At 68.3% G+C, this 19,601-nt stretch carries 21 protein-coding genes, 1 tRNA gene and 1 pseudogene; 14 read left to right on the top strand and 9 right to left on the bottom strand.

What is annotated here, in order from left to right; genetic code table 11:
• Positions 1 to 29: 29 nt before the first annotated feature.
• Both ADK55_RS23535 and ADK55_RS23530 read left to right on the top strand, forming a co-directional pair.
• Entirely contained in the window at positions 30 to 881 is an 852-nt protein-coding gene (locus ADK55_RS23535; protein ID WP_053681782.1) for a LysR family transcriptional regulator, read from the top strand.
• A 99-nt stretch (positions 882 to 980) separates the two neighbouring features.
• Positions 981 to 1,253, top strand: a complete 273-nt coding sequence (locus ADK55_RS23530) for a hypothetical protein (protein WP_053681781.1) — start codon at positions 981 to 983, stop codon at positions 1,251 to 1,253.
• Between the two features lie 45 nt (positions 1,254 to 1,298).
• On the opposite strand, the gene ADK55_RS23525 is transcribed toward ADK55_RS23530, so the two are convergent.
• Positions 1,299 to 2,087, bottom strand: coding sequence for a hypothetical protein (locus ADK55_RS23525; protein ID WP_053681780.1), 789 nt, complete (start codon positions 2,085 to 2,087; stop codon positions 1,299 to 1,301).
• Between the two features lie 451 nt (positions 2,088 to 2,538).
• Here ADK55_RS23525 and ADK55_RS23520 point away from each other — a divergent pair, with 451 nt between their 5' ends.
• A complete protein-coding gene (locus ADK55_RS23520; protein ID WP_053681779.1) occupies positions 2,539 to 3,687 on the top strand; it encodes a hypothetical protein in 1,149 nt (382 codons plus the stop codon).
• Between the two features lie 182 nt (positions 3,688 to 3,869).
• Here ADK55_RS23520 and ADK55_RS23515 read toward each other — a convergent pair whose 3' ends face one another.
• From ADK55_RS23515 to ADK55_RS23505, 3 genes and pseudogenes are all read right to left on the bottom strand, one after another.
• Positions 3,870 to 4,712: a MerR family transcriptional regulator gene (locus ADK55_RS23515; protein ID WP_053681778.1), complete on the bottom strand. Its 843-nt coding sequence runs from the start codon at positions 4,710 to 4,712 to the stop codon at positions 3,870 to 3,872.
• A gap of 325 nt (positions 4,713 to 5,037) precedes the next feature.
• Positions 5,038 to 5,385, bottom strand: a pseudogene (locus ADK55_RS40520) (transposase); the annotation flags it as partial.
• A 724-nt stretch (positions 5,386 to 6,109) separates the two neighbouring features.
• Entirely contained in the window at positions 6,110 to 6,733 is a 624-nt protein-coding gene (locus ADK55_RS23505) for a DUF2867 domain-containing protein (protein WP_053681776.1), read from the bottom strand.
• Positions 6,734 to 6,842: 109 nt separating this feature from the next.
• Between ADK55_RS23505 and ADK55_RS23500 the strand changes: the two genes are divergently transcribed.
• Both ADK55_RS23500 and ADK55_RS23495 read left to right on the top strand, forming a co-directional pair.
• Positions 6,843 to 7,403, top strand: coding sequence for a TetR/AcrR family transcriptional regulator (locus ADK55_RS23500; protein WP_053681775.1), 561 nt, complete (start codon positions 6,843 to 6,845; stop codon positions 7,401 to 7,403).
• Between the two features lie 119 nt (positions 7,404 to 7,522).
• The gene (locus tag ADK55_RS23495) at positions 7,523 to 7,735 is read left to right on the top strand and encodes an I78 family peptidase inhibitor (protein ID WP_053681774.1); all 213 of its coding nucleotides are present in this window, start codon (positions 7,523 to 7,525) and stop codon (positions 7,733 to 7,735) included.
• An 88-nt stretch (positions 7,736 to 7,823) separates the two neighbouring features.
• Here the strand turns inward: ADK55_RS23495 and ADK55_RS23490 are convergent, their stop codons facing one another.
• Both ADK55_RS23490 and ADK55_RS23485 read right to left on the bottom strand, forming a co-directional pair.
• Positions 7,824 to 8,378: a hypothetical protein gene (locus ADK55_RS23490; RefSeq protein ID WP_159041531.1), complete on the bottom strand. Its 555-nt coding sequence runs from the start codon at positions 8,376 to 8,378 to the stop codon at positions 7,824 to 7,826.
• Positions 8,379 to 8,483: 105 nt separating this feature from the next.
• Positions 8,484 to 8,972: an isochorismatase family protein gene (locus tag ADK55_RS23485; RefSeq protein WP_053681772.1), complete on the bottom strand. Its 489-nt coding sequence runs from the start codon at positions 8,970 to 8,972 to the stop codon at positions 8,484 to 8,486.
• A gap of 145 nt (positions 8,973 to 9,117) precedes the next feature.
• Here ADK55_RS23485 and ADK55_RS23480 point away from each other — a divergent pair, with 145 nt between their 5' ends.
• From ADK55_RS23480 to ADK55_RS23450, 7 genes are all read left to right on the top strand, one after another.
• Positions 9,118 to 10,359: an FAD-dependent monooxygenase gene (locus tag ADK55_RS23480; protein WP_053681771.1), complete on the top strand. Its 1,242-nt coding sequence runs from the start codon at positions 9,118 to 9,120 to the stop codon at positions 10,357 to 10,359.
• Positions 10,360 to 11,048: 689 nt separating this feature from the next.
• The gene (locus tag ADK55_RS23475; RefSeq protein WP_053681770.1) at positions 11,049 to 11,495 is read left to right on the top strand and encodes a hypothetical protein; all 447 of its coding nucleotides are present in this window, start codon (positions 11,049 to 11,051) and stop codon (positions 11,493 to 11,495) included.
• A complete protein-coding gene (locus tag ADK55_RS23470; RefSeq protein ID WP_159041530.1) occupies positions 11,492 to 12,016 on the top strand; it encodes a MauE/DoxX family redox-associated membrane protein in 525 nt (174 codons plus the stop codon). Before ADK55_RS23475 ends, ADK55_RS23470 begins: the two co-directional genes overlap by 4 nt.
• Positions 12,013 to 12,579: a hypothetical protein gene (locus ADK55_RS23465; RefSeq protein WP_053681768.1), complete on the top strand. Its 567-nt coding sequence runs from the start codon at positions 12,013 to 12,015 to the stop codon at positions 12,577 to 12,579. Before ADK55_RS23470 ends, ADK55_RS23465 begins: the two co-directional genes overlap by 4 nt.
• Positions 12,576 to 12,956, top strand: coding sequence for a hypothetical protein (locus ADK55_RS23460; RefSeq protein WP_053681767.1), 381 nt, complete (start codon positions 12,576 to 12,578; stop codon positions 12,954 to 12,956). Before ADK55_RS23465 ends, ADK55_RS23460 begins: the two co-directional genes overlap by 4 nt.
• A gap of 385 nt (positions 12,957 to 13,341) precedes the next feature.
• Positions 13,342 to 13,839: a hypothetical protein gene (locus ADK55_RS23455; RefSeq protein ID WP_159041529.1), complete on the top strand. Its 498-nt coding sequence runs from the start codon at positions 13,342 to 13,344 to the stop codon at positions 13,837 to 13,839.
• Positions 13,826 to 14,365 carry a hypothetical protein gene (locus tag ADK55_RS23450; protein ID WP_053681765.1) on the top strand — a complete coding sequence of 180 codons (540 nt, stop codon included), beginning with the start codon at positions 13,826 to 13,828 and terminating at the stop codon, positions 14,363 to 14,365. Before ADK55_RS23455 ends, ADK55_RS23450 begins: the two co-directional genes overlap by 14 nt.
• Positions 14,366 to 14,431: 66 nt before the next feature.
• Here the strand turns inward: ADK55_RS23450 and selB are convergent, their stop codons facing one another.
• The 3 genes from selB to ADK55_RS38760 all read right to left on the bottom strand — a co-directional run bounded on the left by selB (position 14,432) and on the right by ADK55_RS38760 (position 17,619).
• A complete protein-coding gene (gene selB / locus ADK55_RS23445; RefSeq protein WP_053681764.1) occupies positions 14,432 to 16,186 on the bottom strand; it encodes a selenocysteine-specific translation elongation factor in 1,755 nt (584 codons plus the stop codon).
• Positions 16,186 to 17,502 (bottom strand): L-seryl-tRNA(Sec) selenium transferase, encoded by a 1,317-nt coding sequence (gene selA, locus ADK55_RS23440; RefSeq protein ID WP_053681763.1) that lies wholly within the window; start codon positions 17,500 to 17,502, stop codon positions 16,186 to 16,188. Before selA ends, selB begins: the two co-directional genes overlap by 1 nt.
• 21 nt (positions 17,503 to 17,523) lie before the next feature.
• A tRNA-Sec gene (locus ADK55_RS38760) sits at positions 17,524 to 17,619 on the bottom strand.
• A 58-nt stretch (positions 17,620 to 17,677) separates the two neighbouring features.
• Between ADK55_RS38760 and selD the strand changes: the two genes are divergently transcribed.
• Positions 17,678 to 18,697, top strand: a complete 1,020-nt coding sequence (selD, locus tag ADK55_RS23435; protein ID WP_053681762.1) for a selenide, water dikinase SelD — start codon at positions 17,678 to 17,680, stop codon at positions 18,695 to 18,697.
• Between the two features lie 168 nt (positions 18,698 to 18,865).
• On the top strand, positions 18,866 to 19,288 hold the full coding sequence (locus ADK55_RS23430; RefSeq protein WP_053681761.1) for a hypothetical protein: 423 nt from the start codon (positions 18,866 to 18,868) through the stop codon (positions 19,286 to 19,288).
• The last annotated feature ends 313 nt before the right edge of the window (positions 19,289 to 19,601 follow it).

Here is a 19,601-nt window from a genome sequence, read left to right as displayed (position 1 = left end):
AGGGTATTGATCCGGAGTACCGTGGCGGCATGGAGACCCGGGAACTGCGATATTTCGTCGCTGTCGCTGAAGAGCTGCACTTCGGGCGCGCCGCGCACCGGCTCGGGATCGCACAACCGCCTCTGTCACGGGCGATCCAGCAGCTCGAACGCCGGCTCGGGGCAGCTCTGCTGGAGAGGACCAGCCGCACCGTCACGCTGACCGAGGCCGGCTCGGTGCTGCTGGCCGAGGGCCGGGCCGCCCTCGACGCGGTCGACGCCGCTGAGCGCCGGACCCGCCGCGCAGGCCTTTCCCCAGCCGGCCGGCCTGGCCTGGTCCTGGTCACGAAGGCCAGCGCATCCAGAGAACTGCTGGCGAAACTGCTCGACGCGTACGCCGCCGAACCCGGCGCGGTCCCCGTCGACGTCATCCTGTGCGGCCCGGCCGAGCAGGAACGACTTCTGCGCGAGGGCCGGGCCGACGTGGCGCTGCTGCACCGGCCGTTCGACTCGACGGCCGGGTTCGACACCGAAGAGCTCGGCACGGAGGGCCAGGTGGTGGTCCTGCCGGCCGGGCATCCGCTCACCGTCCGCGCCCACGTGCACATGGCTGACATCACGGGGCTGCCAGGCCTGCCCCTGCCACGCTGGCCCAACCCCGACGGCACCTACCCGCCCGGCACCGGCCCGCAGGTCCGCGACCACGCGCAATTGTTGCAGCTCGTCGCGCTCGGCCGTGCTTGCGCGGTCTCACCGGAGTCGTGCCGAGCCCAACTGCACGGTGACCTCGCCGCCGTGCCCGTGCTGGACGCGCCGAAAGTCACCACCGTGATCGCCTGGCCACCGCACAGTCGGTCCAGAGCCGTCGCCGACATCGTCCGGACTGCGATCCGTCTCCAGTAGTTCCAACATGTCCAACATGCCCGGCCAGGTTCCACCGCCGTGGTTGTAGCTTTTGACTGATTGGCCGCCCGGTGCCCCGCGACGACACCGCCACTCAACATGCGCCGACCACACCGCTACCACCGTCGGTTCCTGCGCGTCTTCCATCTCTCCGCCCAGGTCACCGCCCGCTTCTGCCCCACCTCGAAGACCTTCCACGACCGCAAGAGAAACGAAGGCAAGAGCCACAAGCAGGCGATCCTGGCTTTGGCGCGCCCCCGTCTCGACGTCCTATGGGCTCTCATCCGCGACCACCGCACATTCACCACCGAACCGCCCCACCCCAGTCTCACCTCGGCATGGCGCGCCCATGCGCCTGTGCGCTTCATGTGACCTCTCGGCCTCAGCTGGTCGCTTCCAGGCCCCTGGCGGTCGGGATCAGAGGGCCCAGGGCAGTCGGAGGGCCTCGATTTCCGTGTCGTTCAGGAGCGCCTCGACGAGCGGGGCAGGGCCCGCCACTTTGGTGGCCCAGAGGTCGTAGTCAGTGCAGAGGACCCAGGACCGGTCCTGAGCCCAGAGGTTGGACGGGGTCCAACCGTCCTCCTCCGGGTGGTCGTACAACGCCTTGGCATCCGCGAGCGTGCCGGCCCGGACGTGCAGGTTGTCGAAGTCCTCAGCCCTCTGCAACAGCGGGTTGTAGTAGGCCAGGCAGCGGGTCGCAGCACCCCGCGGGCTGTGCTCGGTGAGGATATCGACCAGGCGGTTCCAGTCGGACCGGTCCAGGCTGCCCTCGGACGGGCCGGTGATGCCGACCGGCCAGCCGCTCGGCTCCCGGAGCGAGGGGAATGAGCGGTAGCAGGGCAGCCGACCCTCTGGCGCAACCGGATCACCGGTCCGCCGCGAGAGCTCCGCCCAGCGCAGTCGGCGCCAACGGGGGCCGCGGGGCTCGCCCGGCGTCCCCTCGAACACGTCCGCGGGGTCGAGGCCCGGGATGATCTCGGGCCCGCCGCCATTCAGCACGGCTCGTTGATACGCGACGTAGGACATGTCGGTGGGACCGAGCTCGTGTTCATACATGGAGTGAAGCACCCAGGCGGCGTCGGGCAGTGCCGGCGGCATGAAGCCGGTGAGCCCGTCATCGTCGGCCAGCTCCCGCAGCCAATCAGTCTCCCCAGCCGCGGTCAGCGGCCACCGAGCGGTCGCCAGAGCAGCGGATGTCTCGTTCATCCGTTCAGGATCTCACCAGTGAGGGGCCACCGAGACCGCCCCGGCCCCGGCGATCCAGGGTCGGGGCGGCACGGAGGGCTTTCAGAGCGGGGAGGTCAGCCGGCGGTATCGATGGTGTCCGGCAGGTGCGTGCGCGCCTTGGCCGGCAGCACCTTCTGGTCGGCCGCGCCGCTCGCCAGGGCGTCGGTCCTCCAGGGCGTTCATGAGGTGCTTGCTGACGCGCATGCCTGCCGTGTCGTGGTGGGCTCGGACCGTCATGGGGTCCATGGGGACCAGCGACAAGACCACGGTCCTACCGCGCCCAGCCCACAAGGAGGACAAACCCCGGGAACTGATTACGGCATCACACGGGCCCTCAGGGCGGAGCCGGGAGTCGATCAGCAATCGCATGACGATTGGTCAGCGCAATGTGAGAACGTTGGCGAGTTGATCAGTTGTGAAGGAGAGCCCGATGAGCTGCCAGACGAAGCTTGCCGACGCGTACGACGCCGTGTATTCGGCGGCTTCCCGGATGATGTGGGTGCAACAGAACCGCCTGTGGCGCCTGGACAGCCTGGGCGGAGGCTGGCCAGAGGAGCGTCGGCAGGCGTGGCGGGAGTTGGAGGCGGCACTGAGTGTCTCCGAGCACGGGCTTGAGCCGCGCGAGGGTGAACCATCCGATCCGGCACGTCATCTGATCTCGCGTCGGGCCGCGGGCCCGATTGACCGGCCAGTCACGTTTCCGGAGGCGGTCGGGGAGTGGAAGGCCCGGATGGCCGGCGATCCCGGTCCCTACGAGCCGCGGATGGAGCCGTATCCGGACGACTACCTGGTGCCGGGGCGGGCGGTGGTCGTTCCGGAGAACCACATGCTGACGCTGACCGCCCCGCTCTGGGACTTGGCCTACCGGCTGGCGCCGGGGCGGCCCCCGGTGACGATCGCCGGGGACACGGCAGAGCTCAGCCGGATGGTGCACGAGGCCGCCGACGGACTGCGGGAGGCGCTGGGAACGAGCGTGCCGACTCCGCACCCTGCCGATGCGGTGAGCGTGGCGCGCGTCTCCCACCGGCCGTCCGATGTGGACGACTTGCAGGTGCGGTACGAGGCACTGGCCCGGGCGGCCTGGCACGCGTCGGAGAACATGCCCACCCTGAAGGACATTCGGGAATCCGGGGATTACTCGGTGGAACCTGCTGCGTCGAAAGCCGCTCAAGTCCTTCAGGATCTTCTGGCCGGGAGGTCGGGCGTGTTCTGGCGGGAGAGTCACGAGCTGATCGATCCGCGCGTACACACGGTCTCGGGGGTGGACTGGCCCGAGGGCCGGCCGGTTCCCACGTTGATCGCAGCCGAGGCCAACAGTTTCGAGCTGAGCGTGGCGGCGGGGCTGAAGCCGAGTGCTCCACGTGCCGGCCAGCGCCGCTTCTATCGCGAGAAGGGAGAGTTGGAGAAAGTCGCCATATCTGCCGTCCGAGCAGAAATCCTGGCGGAGATTCTGGACGAGTACGCCGCCAGGATTCACCCGGGCGCGGAATCCGGCATCATGCACCTCTCCGCCTATGACCTGACGGAATTCATCACGTCGGGAATCGGCCGCGAGTTGGGGGAAACCGTCGGCTTCTGACGCAGGGCATGTGATGGGTGATGCATAGGGGGATCGGTGTCAGCGGCCAGTTCGGAATCCCCACGTACGGCCAGTTGTGATGTCACTCTTTGCTACGGCCCGGGCTCGACGTCTGATGCGACCAGCCGTATGCGGATGGACGCGATCGGCTGTCGGGTCACATCGGTGCCGGGCACAGGCGATCAGTGGTCTGCGGAGTGGGCATCTGCGAGGAGTTGTGCCGTGAGTTCCATACAGCGCATCCGGGCGGGAGAGAAGTCGTAGGGCATTTTGGTGATCGCTTCGTAGGGGCTCGTCTGTGTGTCCTCCTCCCCTTTCAGGTCGGCGTCGTAGATCTCGAAGAGCTTCTCCTCTGCCGCCTCCAGCCCAGCCGCCTCGATGGCCTGCTCCAGGGCCCCTTGTTGGGCGCATCGCTGTACGGCGAGTTCTTCGACGCGTGGGTCGTGGGTATCGACGCCGTTGTCGAGAGCGGCCTCGGCGGCATCGAGACGGTCGTCCTCGGCCCTCAGGTCGGGGTGGGTGGCCAGCACGATGAACACGCTGGCTTGGATGGCGGCGCCCAGCGGGCCGAAGACCCGTTCCGTGACCAGCAGGGCGTCGAGGTCGGAGGGGCGCAGTGCCCCCGGGGGCAGGTGGCTGAGCCGGTCCGTGACCAGTTCGGAGAGCAGCCCCAGCGGGTTGCCCACCGCCTGCAGGCGGTGGACAGCCGCGCGCTGACGCTCGATTTCGGCCTCCCGCGCCGCCAACGTTTCCTCCAGCCTGCTCAGGATCTCCTCGATGTCCCGGGCTTCGTCGAAGGCGGCCCGCATATCGTCCAGGCTGATGCCGACCGCTGCCATCTTGCGGATCCACAGCAGGCGGATCATGTCGTCGTAGCCGTAGCGGCGGCGGCCGTCTCCACCTCGCTCCGGCTCCGGCAGCAGGCCGATTTCGTGGTAGTGGCGGATGGCACGTGGAGTGGTCCCGGCGAACGCGGCCGCATCACCGATCTTGACCTGGCGGGGAGGCGTGATGGAGGGGTACATGAGACGGAGCCTTTCGTGCTGTGGTGCCTCGACCACACCACATGCCGCTACGGAAGGTGCAACAACACCATCCAGGTTCCACCAGAGCCGGGCCCTGGCTGCCGCGGGAACCGATCAAGAACGACGAAACATACGGCAACGCGGAGTGACCGTCGGCGGCCAGATTCCTCCCCATCAAGTGGCCGCCACTGGGGATTTCCAACTGGCCGCCGACAGCCGCCTCGTGGAGTGGACAAGTACGGTCCTCGGCCGCGAGCTCGCGATCGTGCGCAAGGCTCCGGACCCGCGCGGTTTCCAGGTCCAGCCAAGAGATGGGCGGTTGAGCCGCTGAGCATGGCGCATCCGAGCGGAGCCACGGCGACACGTCGACCGCCAGGACCAGGCGCCCGCCGTCGAAACGCGGCAGCGGCAGCCCGGCCAGCACCTTCCGGAGCCGGTCGACGTCGATCCGGCGGTGGTTCAACCCGCCGTACATCGCTCCGTGTCCGCGACGATGCTCGGGCAGCAGCGTCAAGTCCACCGGGGAATTCACCGCGCCGTCCGCGCACAGCACCGCGCCCACCAACTCGAACAACTCGTCGCGGCTGGCGATAAGACACTTGTAGAACTCGCCCCGGAAGCGTGACGCTTCCGCGAACGCCTGCCCTCGGACAGCATCACGCAGCAGACTCACCTGACGGCCTTCGTCGTGGTCACGTACACCTTGGTCGGAGCACATGATCAGACGAAGGCCGCCGCCACTGTCCGGCGAATCCCCATGCGAGCGAATCCGTTCGAGACGCCATTCGAGTCCATGGCACCATGTACCCCATGATGACGAACCGAAGGGTCGATGCCGCGTAGTAGGCCGGCACAGATCCGCGCCGGCGCCTTTGGCAGCCACCGGACAACGAGTGCAAGGCCAGTCATCGACGGCCTGTCTTCGCGCGCACTGTCCGAGATCACCCGTCTCGAGCACACCCGCAACTATCTGCAGCCAGGCGATGTCAGCACGGCTGTGGGCCTGTGGAAGGACTACGTCCACCAGCCCGAGCGGGATCTGTGGCACGACTACGAGTGGGGCAACGTGCACTGGAACTGCTGCGGCAACCCCCTCGAAGCCCGAGCCCTCCTCGACACCGTAATGCAGGCCGTATCGCCCCGAAGTGCCCGCGAACTTCGTAAGGTTGTCAGCCGGTCAGATGTCATCTGGAACCGCCCATCCCCGCCCTGTGACGCGGACAGTACGGGAGACGAGCAGGGGGCCGGGGCCCGCCGAGTACCTGCGGCCGGCCGTGCCTGCGAGGCGACGACCACCCATGGATGCACGTGATGTCGCGATGGCCGTCGGCGAGGTCTCCGGCCCGACCGGGCCCAGCAGGCGCGCCGTCAGAAGTTGTTGACGGACCGACAGCGGATCACTCGCCGTTCGCGTTTCGACTCGCGCTTCCTCGCGCGGCGGCGTTCGCCTCCCACTCGCGGCCGATGGAGCGGATCAGCACCGGGTACACCCCGAGGTACCGGAAGGGCTTGATGGCGGCCATGTAGAGGGAGCCGAACAGTCCGTTCGGCTTCACCAGGACGGTCATCTGGCCGCGGTAGCCGCCGGCTCCGTCCGGTACCCAGCCGATGTGCATCACCGCCCGCACGGTCTTGTTGGCCATCTCGGCCGCCCATTCGTCCTCGCGCTGGTAGAGCGAGGTGAACGGGGACGAGCCGAGGTCGGGACCCCGGGGCCCGTCGCGGAGGTCCGCCGGCAACCGGTCGACCAGGCCGGTCCGCCGGCCGGCGGTGTCGGAATCCGGCTCGTCCCAGCCGAACAGCGCGCCGAGCTTCCAGCGGACGGTGAAGAGGGCGCGGGAGACGAAACCGTCCCCCTTCACCCCGCTCTTCATGCCCTCGGCGAACTGGCGCACCAACCAGGCAAGGTCGTCCGGTCCGCCGGGGGTGGGCAGCGCCCATACGTCCTCGACCGTGAAGTCGTCGGCGATCTCGTGGATCCGCCAGGGGCGCTCGGTGTGGTCGGTTCGGGGAAGTCGCATGGTCGAACCCCTGTCTATACGGTGGCGTATATATCGAGTGTAGGCAGATCTATACGCCCCCGTATACTCGGCGGGACGTGAGGAGACACACAGGGAGAAGGCACACAGGATGGGCGCGACCCGCACACCCCGCGGAAGGTGGATCGAGGAAGGCCTGCGGGCACTCGTCGCCGGCGGTCCCGAAGCCGTGCGGATCGAGGCCCTGGCCCAGGCACTCGGCGTCAGCAAGGGTGGCTTCTACGGCCATTTTCGCAACCGGGACGCGCTGCTCACCGAGATGCTAGACACCTGGGAGTACGAGGTCGCCGAGGGCGTCATCGAGCAGGTGGAGAGCGGCGGGGGAGCGGCCAGGGTCAGGCTGAAGCGGCTGTTCGACATCGTCGCCGAGAGCACGGACGGGCCGGTGCGGGGCACCACCGCCGACATCGCGATCCGCGACTGGGCCCGCCGCGACGCGGCCGTCGCCGAGCGCCTGCGCCGCGTCGACAACCGCCGCATGGACTACCTGCGTTCGCTGTTCTCCTCCTTCTGCCCCGACGAGGACGAGGTCGAGATCCGCTGCCTGCTCGCCGTCTCGGTACGCATCGGCAACCACTTCAACGCCGCCGACAACGGCAGGCGCAGCCGCGCCGAGGTGATGGAGCTGATCGGTCGCCGGCTGCTGGAGTAGCCGCCGGACTCGGGGCGCAGGTGGGGGACGCGAGCGCGAGCGGGATCCCGCGGACATGATCGCCCGCGCGCACCGGCGCCAAGGGCATCCAAAGCATGTAGGTGGGGCAGGAGAGGCCCATGACCGCATCCACTTCCTCTCCCACACCCGCCGACGACCCGAAGCGCTACGTGGGTCTCGGCACCGACGAGGCCGAACGCCAGGCACACCGGCGCGGCTGGTCGACCGTACGTACGGTCCCACCGGGCGCGATCCTGACCATGGAATACCTCGCCGGACGGCTGAACCTCGAGGTCGAGGACGACACGGTGCAGCGTGCCTGGAGCGGATGACCACCCGCGCGCGGCTTCCCGGTCACGGGAAGCCGCCGTGCCGCACGGCGGACGTCCATGTCCATCGGCGATGCCACGATCTCCGAAGTCAGCGGTCCCCGACAGGCAGGTCGTCGTCGCACAGGCCCGTCCGGCAACACACGGGCAACCGGTCGGCCGCCAGCTCCCGTACGCGTTGCAGGCGAACCCTGTCCGGTTCCACCACCGTGAGGATCTCGAACGCGGCGCCGGCACCCCCGGGGGACCGATCCGACATCACCTCCTGGTACAGCAGCCAGATACCTTGCGCGGCAAGGCTCCGGCACCGCTCCGGAAGGTCGATTCCGCGTCGCGCGGAGTCCCAGTCCGTTCCCTCGCCGGCCACCATGGCCTGAAGGAGGTCCAGAAACCATCCGCGAGCCTCCGGTGACACATCGTCCGCGAGAGCCGCCAGAGCGACGGAAGTCACCGCGGGAGCCGGCTCCCACAGGATCACCGGACACCAGACGTGCTCTTCGAAGCTGACGTGGCTCGGTTCCCGAGAAGCCCCCTTGCCCGCGAGTCGCAGGAGATCCCCGACCAGATGCTCCGCCGAGTCGCCGCACCCGCACAGCATGCCCTTCCAGTCGTGCCGGGCGATCTCCATTTCGATCAGTTCATTCACGCCCACACACTAGAGGGCCCTCGCGAACGTCCGTCGACGCGCCCGGCCCGGTCGACACTCGCGCCCACCTCGGCCCCGGTGGGTCGACAACCCCGGCACGTTGCCTCAGAGGTACGACGCCGCGGTGCGGACCTCACCGATCCGGGGGAAGACCCGATCCACGGTCAGCCTGTGTTCATCGGCGGCGAACCCCGACATGGCGTCCGCCACGAACTCGACCTCGTACCCCCGGTCGGAGGCGGCCCACGCGGTTGCCGCCACCCCCATCGTGGTCACCAGGCCCGCGAGGACCACCGTGCCCACGCCTCGTTCGCGCAGCCGCCCGTCCAGATCGGTGCCCTCGAAGGCTCCGACCGTCCGCTTGACGATCTCGATGTCCCCGGGCCGTACCAGCCCCTCCACGTACCCGCTGCCGGGCGGCTGCTCGGCCACGTTCGGCCGCTCCACCCGCACCGCCACCACGGGAAGTCCCCGCTCCCGGAACGCCTCGGCCAGCCGGCGACAACGCTCCTCCACCTCCGCACCGGAGTACGGGGCCAGCGGCAGGGCGACGATACGGGGCATCAGGTCGATCAGCACCAGCGCAGGACTCATCCGCCGATCGTACGACCGCGCCGCCGGCCACCCGCCTCCGGGCCATGGTCACATGGGCACCGGCATTTCCTCCCCCGCGTTGCCGCTCCGGTAGTTGGATGGACCGGCAACACGACCGATCCGTTTGCTTCGCCGAAGGGACCCCGTGCGCACACCCACCGTCCTGATCTCCGGAGCCGGCATCGCCGGCCCCGCCCTGGCCTACTGGCTCAACGCCCAGGGCCGGCAGACCACCGTCGTCGAACGCTTCGACGAGCTTCGCGAGGACGGTCAGAACATCGACGTCCGCGGCGCGGGCCGCGAGGTCGCCCGCCGCATGGGCATCGAGGACGCGATCCGCGCCGCCTCGACCGGTGAGACGGGCACCGAGTTCGTCGACGCCACCGGCGCCCCTCTCGCCCGCTTCGCGGCCGGCACGTCCGACTCCGACGGGGCCACCGCCGAGCTGGAGATCCTGCGGGGCCAACTGTCCCGCATCATCATCGACCGCACCCGCGAGGACACCGAGTACCTCTTCGGCGATCGGATCGTCGCCCTCGACGACACCGAGGACGGGGTCACGGTCACCTTCGCCCACGGTCCGACCCGCACGTTCGACCTGGTCGTCCTCGCAGAGGGACTGCGTTCCCGCACCCGATCCCTGGTCTTCCCCGAGATCGACGCCGTGCGCGAACTCGACTTCTACATCGCCTATCTGACCATCCCCCGCACGGGCGACGACACCGACCTGTGGCGCTGGCACAGCGCCGGCCGCGGTCGCAGCGTCACCCTCCGCCCGGACAACCTCGGCACCATCCGGGCCACACTCGCCTTCCTGTCCGACGTCCGGGGCCTCGACGCGCTGGACCACCGCGCCCTCGTCACGATCCTGCGCCGCACCTTCGCCGACGTCGGCTGGGAGGCGCCCCGCGTGCTCGCCGCCCTGGACGACGCCCCGCTCTACTTCGACGCCGTCGGCCAGGCCCGCATGCCCTCCTGGTCCAAGGGGCGGGTGGCCCTGATCGGCGACGCGGCCCACTGCTCGTCCCCGCTCAGTGGAATGAGCACGAGCCTCGCGCTCACCGGCGCGTACATCCTCGCCGGCGAGCTCGCCGCTCACCCGCACCGCACGGCGTTCGCCCGGTACGAGACGCTCATGCGCCCCTACGTGGACCAGGCGCAGAAGCTGCCGCCCGGCACACCGCGCATCCTCAACCCGCGCAGCCGCGCCGGGCTCGCCACGATGAACACCGCCCTGAGGATCGTCGGCAGCCCGGCCGCCGCCCGACTCGGAGGCCTGGCGTCGAAGTGGTTCACGCCCCCCGCCGACGCGATCCACCTCCCGACCTACCCAGGCAGGGCCTGCTACAAGCCCGGTGAGCGGTCCCGACGTACCGGCCGGAGGTAATCGATGGCTGTCTCACGGCGACCGGTCTGACGCTCCGACCGGCCGACAACGCATCGAACCGGCGCGGACGACCGGGGGTGATGCCCTGTCGTCCCCAGGTTCTGGCGCGCGGCGGCGGCATCGTCCGGCCGACCGAAGCCACCCGCATGCTGTCCGGCAAACAGCCCGACATCACCCGATCAACTTCAGTGCCCCGGTCCGAGCCGCATAGACGGGTTCAGAATCCGGGGCCAAGGCTCCAAGGGTTCGAGCAACTGCGGACCACTGTTGACGGGGCCCGCATTCGGCTCGGTGAGGCCTGCGGGTTTCTACAGGTCGGTTCGATACACGGGGGCGTCAGCGCGGGTACCGGCGGCATGGTCGATGAGTTGGACTACGTGCGAATCACAGGATCGAGTTCGGGCCGTTCCTTGATATGCCGCCTGGATCGGTAGGGCGCGTTTCGGAGTCGTGGCCTGCCGAAGTGGCATAGCCCGAGATGGAAGCGGGGACTCCGTAGATTGAATTTGGCCATACCCAAAGTAATGGATGCTGACACCGGGTCGTGGTCACGTCATTGTTGGGGCTTCCGATTCCTAGGAGGCGTCATGGGCCGGCGTGAAAGGCGACTTACACGTAGAACCGCCCTCACCATTGCGACGGCCGGAGCTGGTGCCGCTGTCGTAGGCATATCGGCCGGTGGCAATGCCGTGGCCGATGAGCAAGAAAGCAGCCTGGGCAGCAAGGCGCGGACAGACCTGGCCCGGGTCCGGGAGGCGCGAGCGGGGGTGCTGCACGTCGACTTTCCGCGAGACGGCAGCCGTTCCCGCGCTCTGCTGGCGCCCGACGCAACGGCTTCCCAGGAGAGGGTGCCGATGGTCGGATTCCCTGAGGGTGTCACTCCGCGCCCTGGCGACCGCGTGATGGTGACCGACTGGTGGGACGGCTTGGAGCTCGCTGCCATCCCGGTCGTGTCATGGGTGACGGGCGTGCCCAAGGCACTCCCGGGCGGCGGGTATCAGGTTGGCGACCGGCGCACTGCCGAGACACCGCTGCTGAAGGCCGCAAGCGACAGGCGGAGCCGTACCGCTGTCTGCCTCTTGGACACCGAGCTGGAAACCGCTCAGGTGATGGCGGTCCGGGCTCCCGCACGATGACCGTGTACGACTCCCTGAACGCGGCCGTCCGGGTTGTGGCGGCTGCGCTGCTCATTTACGCGGCTGCGCAAAAGCTCGCATCACCTCGTTCGTTCCGGTTGACGCTGACGGCACTGCGCGTCCCTCGCGTGAAAGTCGTCTCGGCAGGAGTACCGGTGGTCGAACTCGCGGCAGGATTCATGCTGTTGAGCGCACCGCGGTTCGTTCTGACGGCCTCCTTGGTAACTGGTGTCGGCGTGGCGTTCGCGGTTGCGGGGGCCCTGGCTCTGAGCCGGGGAACGCGGGTCAAATGCGCCTGCTTCGGCGGGGCCGATGGCGGAGAACTGGGAGTGCGGCAGATCGTGATGCTGCCGTTGTGGTCTGGCGTTGCGGCGCTCGCCTGGTGGGCGCCGGACGGCTCACCGGCGGGGCCGGAACTGGGCATCGGCGTGATGCTCGCACTCGCAGTGTTCGCAGCCTGCAAGGTGGTTCCACTGACACGAAGGAATCGGGAGTACATGCAGGCGATGGTGCCGGAATGATCTTTCTCTGGGTCGTGGTCTCTGTCCTGTCCGTGCTGGTGCTGATCTGTCTGCTGGCGCTGGTCGACCAGTACCAGACGCAGCAGTTGATCAGGGGCAGACTTGAGCTGGACGACGCTCCTGCTCCCGTCGACATACCGGGCGACCGGGCGCTCATGCCGTCTGCGATCGGCCTTCCGGCAGAACTCGATGCGTATGAGCATCTGGTCGTTCTGTTCCTGTCGACCACGTGCGATACCTGCAAGACCATCGCCAAGAAGCTCAACGGCAGGCCGCCGAAGACTCTGTGGGTGGTGCTCGTGGAGGGGGACCAGGAGCGGGCGGAGGCATGGTTCGCCGGCACCGGGCTTCCGATGGACCGAGGGAGCGTGGACCTGGACGGACGCATCAGCGATGCATTCGAACTCGACGTCACCCCTGCGGCGTTCGTCTATCGGCGCGGCGAGGTGGCCCTGGGGCAGACCATCCCCTCGTTCCGCCAGCTCGACTCACTGCTCACCGCGGACGCCGTCCCGGCGCCCTTGCTCCCCGATTCCACGACGGAAGGAAAGACATCCGCATGAGCACCACCACCGTGTGTGCCGAGTCCACGGGCGTCGTTACGGAGCTTGAGGAGCTGAGCAGCCGGCCGGCGCGTCGACGCCGGGTGCTGCGCGCCTCGTCCACCGCCTTCGTCGCCGGTCTTGCGGCGCTGTTCATGGGAGACCGGGCCAATGCGGCCGACTGCCAGAACTCACCCTGCTGCAGTCTGGCCAAGTGCAACATGTGCAGCTACGCGGTCAACAAGGACCGTTACACCTGCCCGAACGGGTACAACCGGAGAACGTGGAGCTGCGTGAGCGGCAATGGCCGGTACTACTGCGGCGAATGCGCCAGGGGCACCGACTGCTGGACCGGGCCGTTCGCCTGCTCCATATGGTTCGGCCCCGACCCGGTCTGACTCGTCCGCACAAGTTGAAAGGCAAGGGGCCACCCCAATCCAGCGGTTGACGCGTCGCGGGGCTCTGGCCGGCCAACTCCCTGATCCATCCAACGGCTGCGCCATGCCGACCCCACCCCTCAGCCCTGGGACCGTCCGATCTTACGAATGAACAGATCAGACCCCTGTCAAGAAAGGTTGGACGCCAAGCATCATGACACTGATGGCGCTGTGGACAGTGAGCCTGGCAGCGGTGGCCGGGTTCGCCCAACTATTCAGTCCTTGAGGCCAGTCCTTCATCGGATTCGTCCGCCCCTTCGTGCAAGGGGATTCTGACCTCAGGCGGCGGAGGAACCTGCGCTTTGTCGTAATCCTCGCGTGGGCTCACATCGCCGCTGCTGGATTCATGGTCGCCCTTCTCCACCAGATCGGGACTGTCACCTTCGGTCATCTTCCCTATCAGGTGAGAGTCGTGGCGTGCGGGGTGGCCGCTGTCGTCGGCATCGCGCTCGATGCCCGTGCGATCAAGAGGGGAACCTTCACCGTGGGTCTGCGCCGGCAGACTGCAAAGACGCTATCCGACGGATCAGGCAATACTCCGGGCTGGATCACCCCCCTGCTGTGGGGACTGGACACGGGCTTGGTGTGGACGACGTTCCGCATGTCGTGCGCCTCTTGGATACTCCTGGGCGGTGCCCTGCTGACCGTCGTGCCCCAGTGGGTCGGACTGGTCTACGGTGTGTTCTTCGGGATTCCGTTGATCATTTCGACATTGATCGGAGACCCGTCGGGAATCGGGAGGCCTCGCAAGTACTCCCTCACTCGGATGACACAAGGGGCGGGCATCATCGTCTTGGTCATGTTGCCGTTGTGGTTGACAGGGAGACTTCATGGGGGCGTTTGACGCCAAGCTCCGGCGAAGAGTCGGTGTCGTCCCGCTGGCGTGCTGCGCTCTGTTGTTCAGCGCGTCCTGTACTGAACAACGGAGCACGCCGCCGTCCGCGTCCGCGCCGCACTCCGCCACGCCCTCTCCTTCGCCCTCACGGCTCAGCAGGGACGTCTGTGACGACGCCGTCGTCCCGGCCTCCCAGCCGCCGGACAAGCTGTCCCAGCAGGGGCTGAAGGCGGTGGGACAAGGCCCCATCTGGTTCATCGCCCCGCAGACCGACAACTGGAGCGACCTGCTGGAGCGGCAGGGCGCCGGCGGGCGGGGCAAGTTTCCCTTGTGGGTGGACCAGAAGGATCTCCCACACGTCACGGTCCAGGGGATTCGTGGCACCACCGGGACGGGCCGGGCGAACCTGACCCCCACGTCGGAGGGCACCCCCGGGCCGGTTCCCATGAGTCTCGAGCTGCCCGGGCCGGGCTGTTGGCAGGTGACGGCCCACAGCCCGCAAGGCACGGCCCGCATCCTCTTGAACGTCACATGACCTTCGGTGTCTGCGAAGAGGCGTCCGAGAGGGGTGTCCGCACGCATGCGGACACCCCTCTGCGCGTCAGACGACTTCTCGGCGGTGGTCTTCCAGGCGACGCGTCAGCCGCCGGCCGTCGAGATGCCGCAGCAGAGGCAGGGAGACCCTCCTGGTCGTGTCGAGGGCTCCCGTGGCCTCGGCCACGGTGAACGGCTGCTCCAACAGCCGAAGCCGGACAAGCGCGCGGCGTGGTGCGTCGGGAAGAAGCGCGATCTTCCCCTCCAAACACAGCAACAGGCCCGCACGGACGGCCCTACGCAGTTCGCCTTCGCCCAGGTGCAGTCTTTGGAGTTCCTGGGCTTCAGGAGCCCGGAACGGAGCCCGACGCAGTACGTCACTCACCTGTTGTACTGACCTGGCGAGCGGCTCCGGCAACTCTGCGCTCCCGTGGACGATCCGCCCGTAGTGCAGCACAAGCGGTGGTCTGACGAGGGACTTCAGCAAGGCGAGGTCGGGAAGTCCGAGCTTCTGCCGTGCCGTCTCCGCCGGCAGACCCTCCGAGTGGGGCCGCGCGGCGGTGAAGTCGGACACCAGGGCGATGAGACGCCGGCTCAGGTCCTGCCAGTAGTCCGGATCGACGAGCCAGTCCGCGGTCACGGGAGCACTCGTGACGGTCACCCCCATGGCTTCGAGCTCGGGTCGTCGGATCAGTTGTCGCCGGGCGAGCTCCTGTGCCTCAGTCGGCGTCCCGGAGAGCGTAGTGAGGTGCCGGGCCCTCAGGGCCGCAGCTCCCCGACGGCGCAGTTGAGGCGGGCGTACATCAAGAACGGTCACTCCGGCGATGATCCGATGGCGGCCCGGATCACGCAGTAGGGCACGGTCGCCGATATGCAGCGGAAGGGCCGGGGCGAAGGACAAGCGGATGGTGTCCTCGCCGAGCGGGCGAACATGCACCGGCCGGACAGCTGCTCCGATGTGCAGCATGAGCGTGCTCGGCAGACGGTTGACGGTGACGGCGGTCTCGTGCAGGCGCACATCGCACTGCGTCGTGTCGAGAAACCTCTGTGGGGTGAGGAGAGCGTCGCCACGGCGTACGTCCTGGCGGGTGAGGCCGCGGAGGTTCAGAGCGACGCGTGCCACACCGGTGACACTGTCCGTCGCCCGCTCCAGCGTTTGAATGCCGCGGACCTTGGCGCGCGTTCCCTGCGGTGCGACAACGAGCTCGTCGCCGATCTCAATACGGCCCTGGGCCAGGGTGCCGGTCACGACCAGACCCGCTCCGCGCACGGTGAAGGACCGGTCCACCCACAGACGTACCGGCGCGGAAGCATCAGGTGGGTGCATGCCGCGAGCGAGCCGGGCAAGAGCGCGCCGTAATGGGCCGAGACCAGATCCGGTCGGTGCGCTGACTGCCGCGCATTCGATTCTGCCGAGTGACGTAGCACCGATTTCGGAGAGTGCCTGCGACCGGGCAGGTGCGGGATCGGCGAGGTCGCTGCGGGTGACGGCCAATATCCCGTGGCGGACGTGGAGGGCATCGAGAGCCGCCAGGTGTTCAGCGGACTGAGGCATCCACCCTTCGTCCGCCGCCACGACAATCAGCGCGGCCGGCACTGGACCGATACCGGCGAGCATGTTGGGCACGAAGTTCTCGTGCCCAGGCACATCGACGAACGCGATCTCCTCGCCCGTGTCCAGGGTGGTCCACGCGAACCCGAGGTCGATGGTCAGGTTCCGGCGCTGCTCTTCGGCGAGACGGTCGGGGTTCTGACCGGTAAGTGCTCGCACGAGCGTGCTCTTGCCGTGATCGACGTGCCCGGCGGTGGCGATGACGAGCATCAGACTGCCGCCGCCGCGATGACAGCCCCGAGGAGGATTCCGTCGTCGGACTCCGGGACACAGCGCAGGTCCAGGAGGAGTCGGCCGTGCGCCACACGGCCGACGACCGGCGGGGTACCGGTGCGCAGGCGAAACGCAAGCTGTGCCGGAACGCTCACGGCACAGGACGGCAGCACGGTGCCCGGGGCCCCACCGCCGCCGACGACGGCTTCTGCCGCAACCACCTGCGCTTCGATCCCGTGACCGTGCAGTGACTCGGCGAAGACCTGGGAGCGTTCCCGCAGCTCTGCCAGGGGAAGGTGCAGGGCTTGCCACACCGGCGGTCGAGGCCCGGTCAAGGTGGCTTCCAGCGCGGCGAGAGTGAGCTTGTCGACACGCAGGGCACGGGCCAGGGGATGGCGCCGGAGAATGCCGACCTCGGCCGCCGCGCCGAAGATGAGGCCTGCTTGGGGCCCGCCGAGGAGCTTGTCGCCGCTGGCAATGACGAGGCCGGCCCCTTCCCGCAAGGCCGTACTCACATCGGGTTCGTCGGGAAGTAGCCCATCGGGTACCAGTAGGCCGGAACCGATGTCCGCGACGACCGGCAGACCAAGGGAGGCGAGGTCCGCAAGGCTCGCCTCCGCGGTGAAGCCGCGCACGGTGAAATTGGACGGGTGGATCTTGAGGATGAAGCCGGTCTGGGGGCCTATGGCGCGGGCGTAGTCGTCCAGATGAGTCCGGTTGGTCGTTCCCACCTCACGGATTCGCGCACCGGTGGAGGTGAGCAGTTCGGAGATGCGGAATCCATCGCCGATCTCCACGAACTCGCCTCGGCTGAGGAGGATCTCCCGGCCGGCGGCCAAAGCTGTGGCAGCGAGGACAAGCGCAGCGGCGCCGTTGTTGACCACATGGGCTGCCTCCGCCTCGGGCACCGCCCGGCACAGCGCGGACAAGGTGGAGCGGCCGCGCGGGGCCCTGCGCCCGTCGGCCAGGTCCATTTCGACGTCGGTGTACCCAGCAGCGGCCACCACCGCGTCCACCGCACTCCGCGAGAGCGAAGCGCGCCCCAGGTTGGTGTGCACGATCACGCCGGTCGCGTTGTGGACCGCACGCAGGGATGTGGCCTGCTCCGGCAGCGCTGTGGTGATGGCATCCAAAGCGTCCTGCGGCGCCACGACTCCCTGCCGGACGCGTTGTTGAACCTCTCGGACGGCTGCCTTGACGATCGAACGGCCCAAGCGCCCGATGTGTACCTGCAGGCGGGGTTCATCCAGTACCGCAGACACACTCGGCAGATCACGCCGAGGATCCAAGCCCCCTTGAGCTGCATCCTCCATGGACGGTTCCCCCACTAAGAATGGCGGAGGCGGACGGGAATCGAACCCGCCTGACCCGGATACCGGATCACATCGATTTTGAAGATCGGGAGGGGCACCAGCCACCCAAACGCCTCCATGCTGGAATGTTCTGCGCCCTCTGGTACCCGAGCGACGAGGGTGAAACCATCCTGCCATGACCGATCAAGAACCGTCACCGATACGGAGATTGACGTCCTACGCACACGGGGGCGGCTGTGCATGCAAGATCCCACCCGGGGAGCTGGAGAGCGTGGTCGAGGGGCTGCGGTTCACCGGGCCCTCCAACCCGGAGGCCGAGTTGCTCGTCGGCCTGGAGTCCGGGGACGACGCCGCGGTGGTCCGGGTGTCCGGCGACACCGCACTGATCTCGACAGCCGACTTCTTCACTCCGGTCGTCGACGACGCCTACGACTGGGGACGCATCGCCGCGGCCAACGCGCTGTCCGACGTCTACGCCATGGGCGGGCGCCCCGTCTCAGCCATCAACCTGCTGGGCTGGCCGCGCGACGTGCTCCCCTTCGAACTGGCTGCCGAGGTCCTGCGCGGGGCCCTCGATATCGCCCACAGCGCGGGATGCCATGTCGCCGGCGGTCACAGCATCGACGACCCGGAGCCCAAGTTCGGCATGGCAGTCACCGGCCTGGTCCACCCCGACCGCATTCTGCGCAACAACACCGGCCGGGCGGGCCGACCGCTGACACTGACCAAGCCTCTGGGCGTCGGAATCCTCAACAACCGTCACAAGACAACAGGTGAGGACTTCCCTCACGCGGTGGCATGCATGACGGCCCTCAACGACCGGACCAGCGCCCAGGCCGTACAGGGGGGCGTGGAATGCGCCACCGACATCACGGGCTTCGGATTACTGGGGCATCTCCACAAACTGGCCCGCGCCTCACAGGTCACCGCGGTGCTGGACTCAGCGGCCGTGCCCTATCTCGACGGCGCGCGCACGTCCCTGCGCGCCGGCTACGTCAGCGGGGGTACACGCCGCAACCTGGAATGGGTCCGCCCACATCTTGACTCCTCATCCGTCACGGAGGAAGAGCTTCTCTTGCTCGCTGACGCACAGACCTCCGGTGGGCTCTTGGTCGTGGGCGAGATACCCGGCCACCCCATCATCGGTGAGCTGATTCCGGCCGCGGAGACAGGCAAGACCATCATGATCAAATAGTTGCCCGAGGGACCGGAATCAGCGAGCCCATGGCGGCCGCCGAGGGACTCCACCCGCGCACCCACCTGTCCCGCCTCGCCGGCGGACGCGGCCGGTGTTGCCGGCCGGGTACTTCCCGGCCGGCAAACCCCCGACACACCGCCCGCCTTCGGGCGGCCGCATGTCCACGTGGCCGCCACCCTCGTCGACGCGGCCGCTCGCATCCGCACCCTCCTGCACACCCTCGTCGCCCAGTACGTGCGTGCCACGAAGGCCCGCCGCGTGGTCCTGGTCACCGGGCACGGCGGCAACCGCGGCGTCCTGGCCGCCCTCGTCCACGAACTCCGCCACACCCACGACATCAGCGTGTGCGCCCTGCACCCCTGGCCCTGGCCCACCTCCCCGCCGGTGACCGGCCCGAAATCCACGCCGGCCTCCACGAGACGGCGCTCATGCTCCACCTCGCACCCCAACGGCTTCGGAAGCGACTCGACCCGCGCCGCAGGGAAGTACCCCGCGAAGAGTCGAGACTTCCAATTCGTGATCGAGAACCTTGTGGCGCACGCTGTTACCGCCGGGTACGGTGATCACCGCGTGAAACGGCGACCGTGACCTGGTCGTTGTTGCACGCGTTCACGGCGGCCGGGGGGACCAGCGCCGCTACGGGGGATGACATGATGCCGCGGGCCGCTATTCGGACCGCATCAACGGGCGCTGCCGGCTGCACATTTGTGCTGCCGGCTCGACCCCGCGCGCCACCTCGAAGCGAAAGATCCCCGTCTGCCTTCGCCTGCCACGAGGGAAGACGACACCACTTTGTACACAAGACCAGGCCGGAGCCTCCGCAGATCGCGCAGACCCGCCTTCCTCACCCCCGCGATCTCGGCCGCGGTCGCCGTCGCCGTGATCGCCGTCGGCGGCCCGC

This window comes from Streptomyces sp. WM4235, assembly GCF_001279725.1.
Taxonomy (GTDB): Bacteria; Actinomycetota; Actinomycetes; order Streptomycetales; family Streptomycetaceae; genus Streptomyces.
Note: the sequence above shows the minus strand (reverse complement) of the source record. Positions and strands in the feature narration are given on the sequence as shown.

Excerpts from the sequence above, each read along its gene's own strand:
- ADK55_RS23535 (WP_053681782.1), top strand. The coding sequence starts at position 30 with ATGGAGACCCGGGAACTGCGATATTTCGTCGCTGTCGCTGAAGAGCTG.
- ADK55_RS23530 (WP_053681781.1), top strand. The coding sequence starts at position 981 with ATGCGCCGACCACACCGCTACCACCGTCGGTTCCTGCGCGTCTTCCAT.
- ADK55_RS23525 (WP_053681780.1), bottom strand. The coding sequence starts at position 2,087 with ATGAACGAGACATCCGCTGCTCTGGCGACCGCTCGGTGGCCGCTGACC.
- ADK55_RS23520 (WP_053681779.1), top strand. The coding sequence starts at position 2,539 with ATGAGCTGCCAGACGAAGCTTGCCGACGCGTACGACGCCGTGTATTCG.
- ADK55_RS23515 (WP_053681778.1), bottom strand. The coding sequence starts at position 4,712 with ATGTACCCCTCCATCACGCCTCCCCGCCAGGTCAAGATCGGTGATGCG.
- ADK55_RS23505 (WP_053681776.1), bottom strand. The coding sequence starts at position 6,733 with ATGCGACTTCCCCGAACCGACCACACCGAGCGCCCCTGGCGGATCCAC.
- ADK55_RS23500 (WP_053681775.1), top strand. The coding sequence starts at position 6,843 with ATGGGCGCGACCCGCACACCCCGCGGAAGGTGGATCGAGGAAGGCCTG.
- ADK55_RS23495 (WP_053681774.1), top strand. The coding sequence starts at position 7,523 with ATGACCGCATCCACTTCCTCTCCCACACCCGCCGACGACCCGAAGCGC.
- ADK55_RS23485 (WP_053681772.1), bottom strand. The coding sequence starts at position 8,972 with ATGAGTCCTGCGCTGGTGCTGATCGACCTGATGCCCCGTATCGTCGCC.
- ADK55_RS23470 (WP_159041530.1), top strand. The coding sequence starts at position 11,492 with ATGACCGTGTACGACTCCCTGAACGCGGCCGTCCGGGTTGTGGCGGCT.
- ADK55_RS23465 (WP_053681768.1), top strand. The coding sequence starts at position 12,013 with ATGATCTTTCTCTGGGTCGTGGTCTCTGTCCTGTCCGTGCTGGTGCTG.
- ADK55_RS23460 (WP_053681767.1), top strand. The coding sequence starts at position 12,576 with ATGAGCACCACCACCGTGTGTGCCGAGTCCACGGGCGTCGTTACGGAG.
- ADK55_RS23455 (WP_159041529.1), top strand. The coding sequence starts at position 13,342 with ATGGTCGCCCTTCTCCACCAGATCGGGACTGTCACCTTCGGTCATCTT.
- ADK55_RS23450 (WP_053681765.1), top strand. The coding sequence starts at position 13,826 with ATGGGGGCGTTTGACGCCAAGCTCCGGCGAAGAGTCGGTGTCGTCCCG.
- selB (WP_053681764.1), bottom strand. The coding sequence starts at position 16,186 with ATGCTCGTCATCGCCACCGCCGGGCACGTCGATCACGGCAAGAGCACG.
- selA (WP_053681763.1), bottom strand. The coding sequence starts at position 17,502 with ATGGAGGATGCAGCTCAAGGGGGCTTGGATCCTCGGCGTGATCTGCCG.
- selD (WP_053681762.1), top strand. The coding sequence starts at position 17,678 with ATGACCGATCAAGAACCGTCACCGATACGGAGATTGACGTCCTACGCA.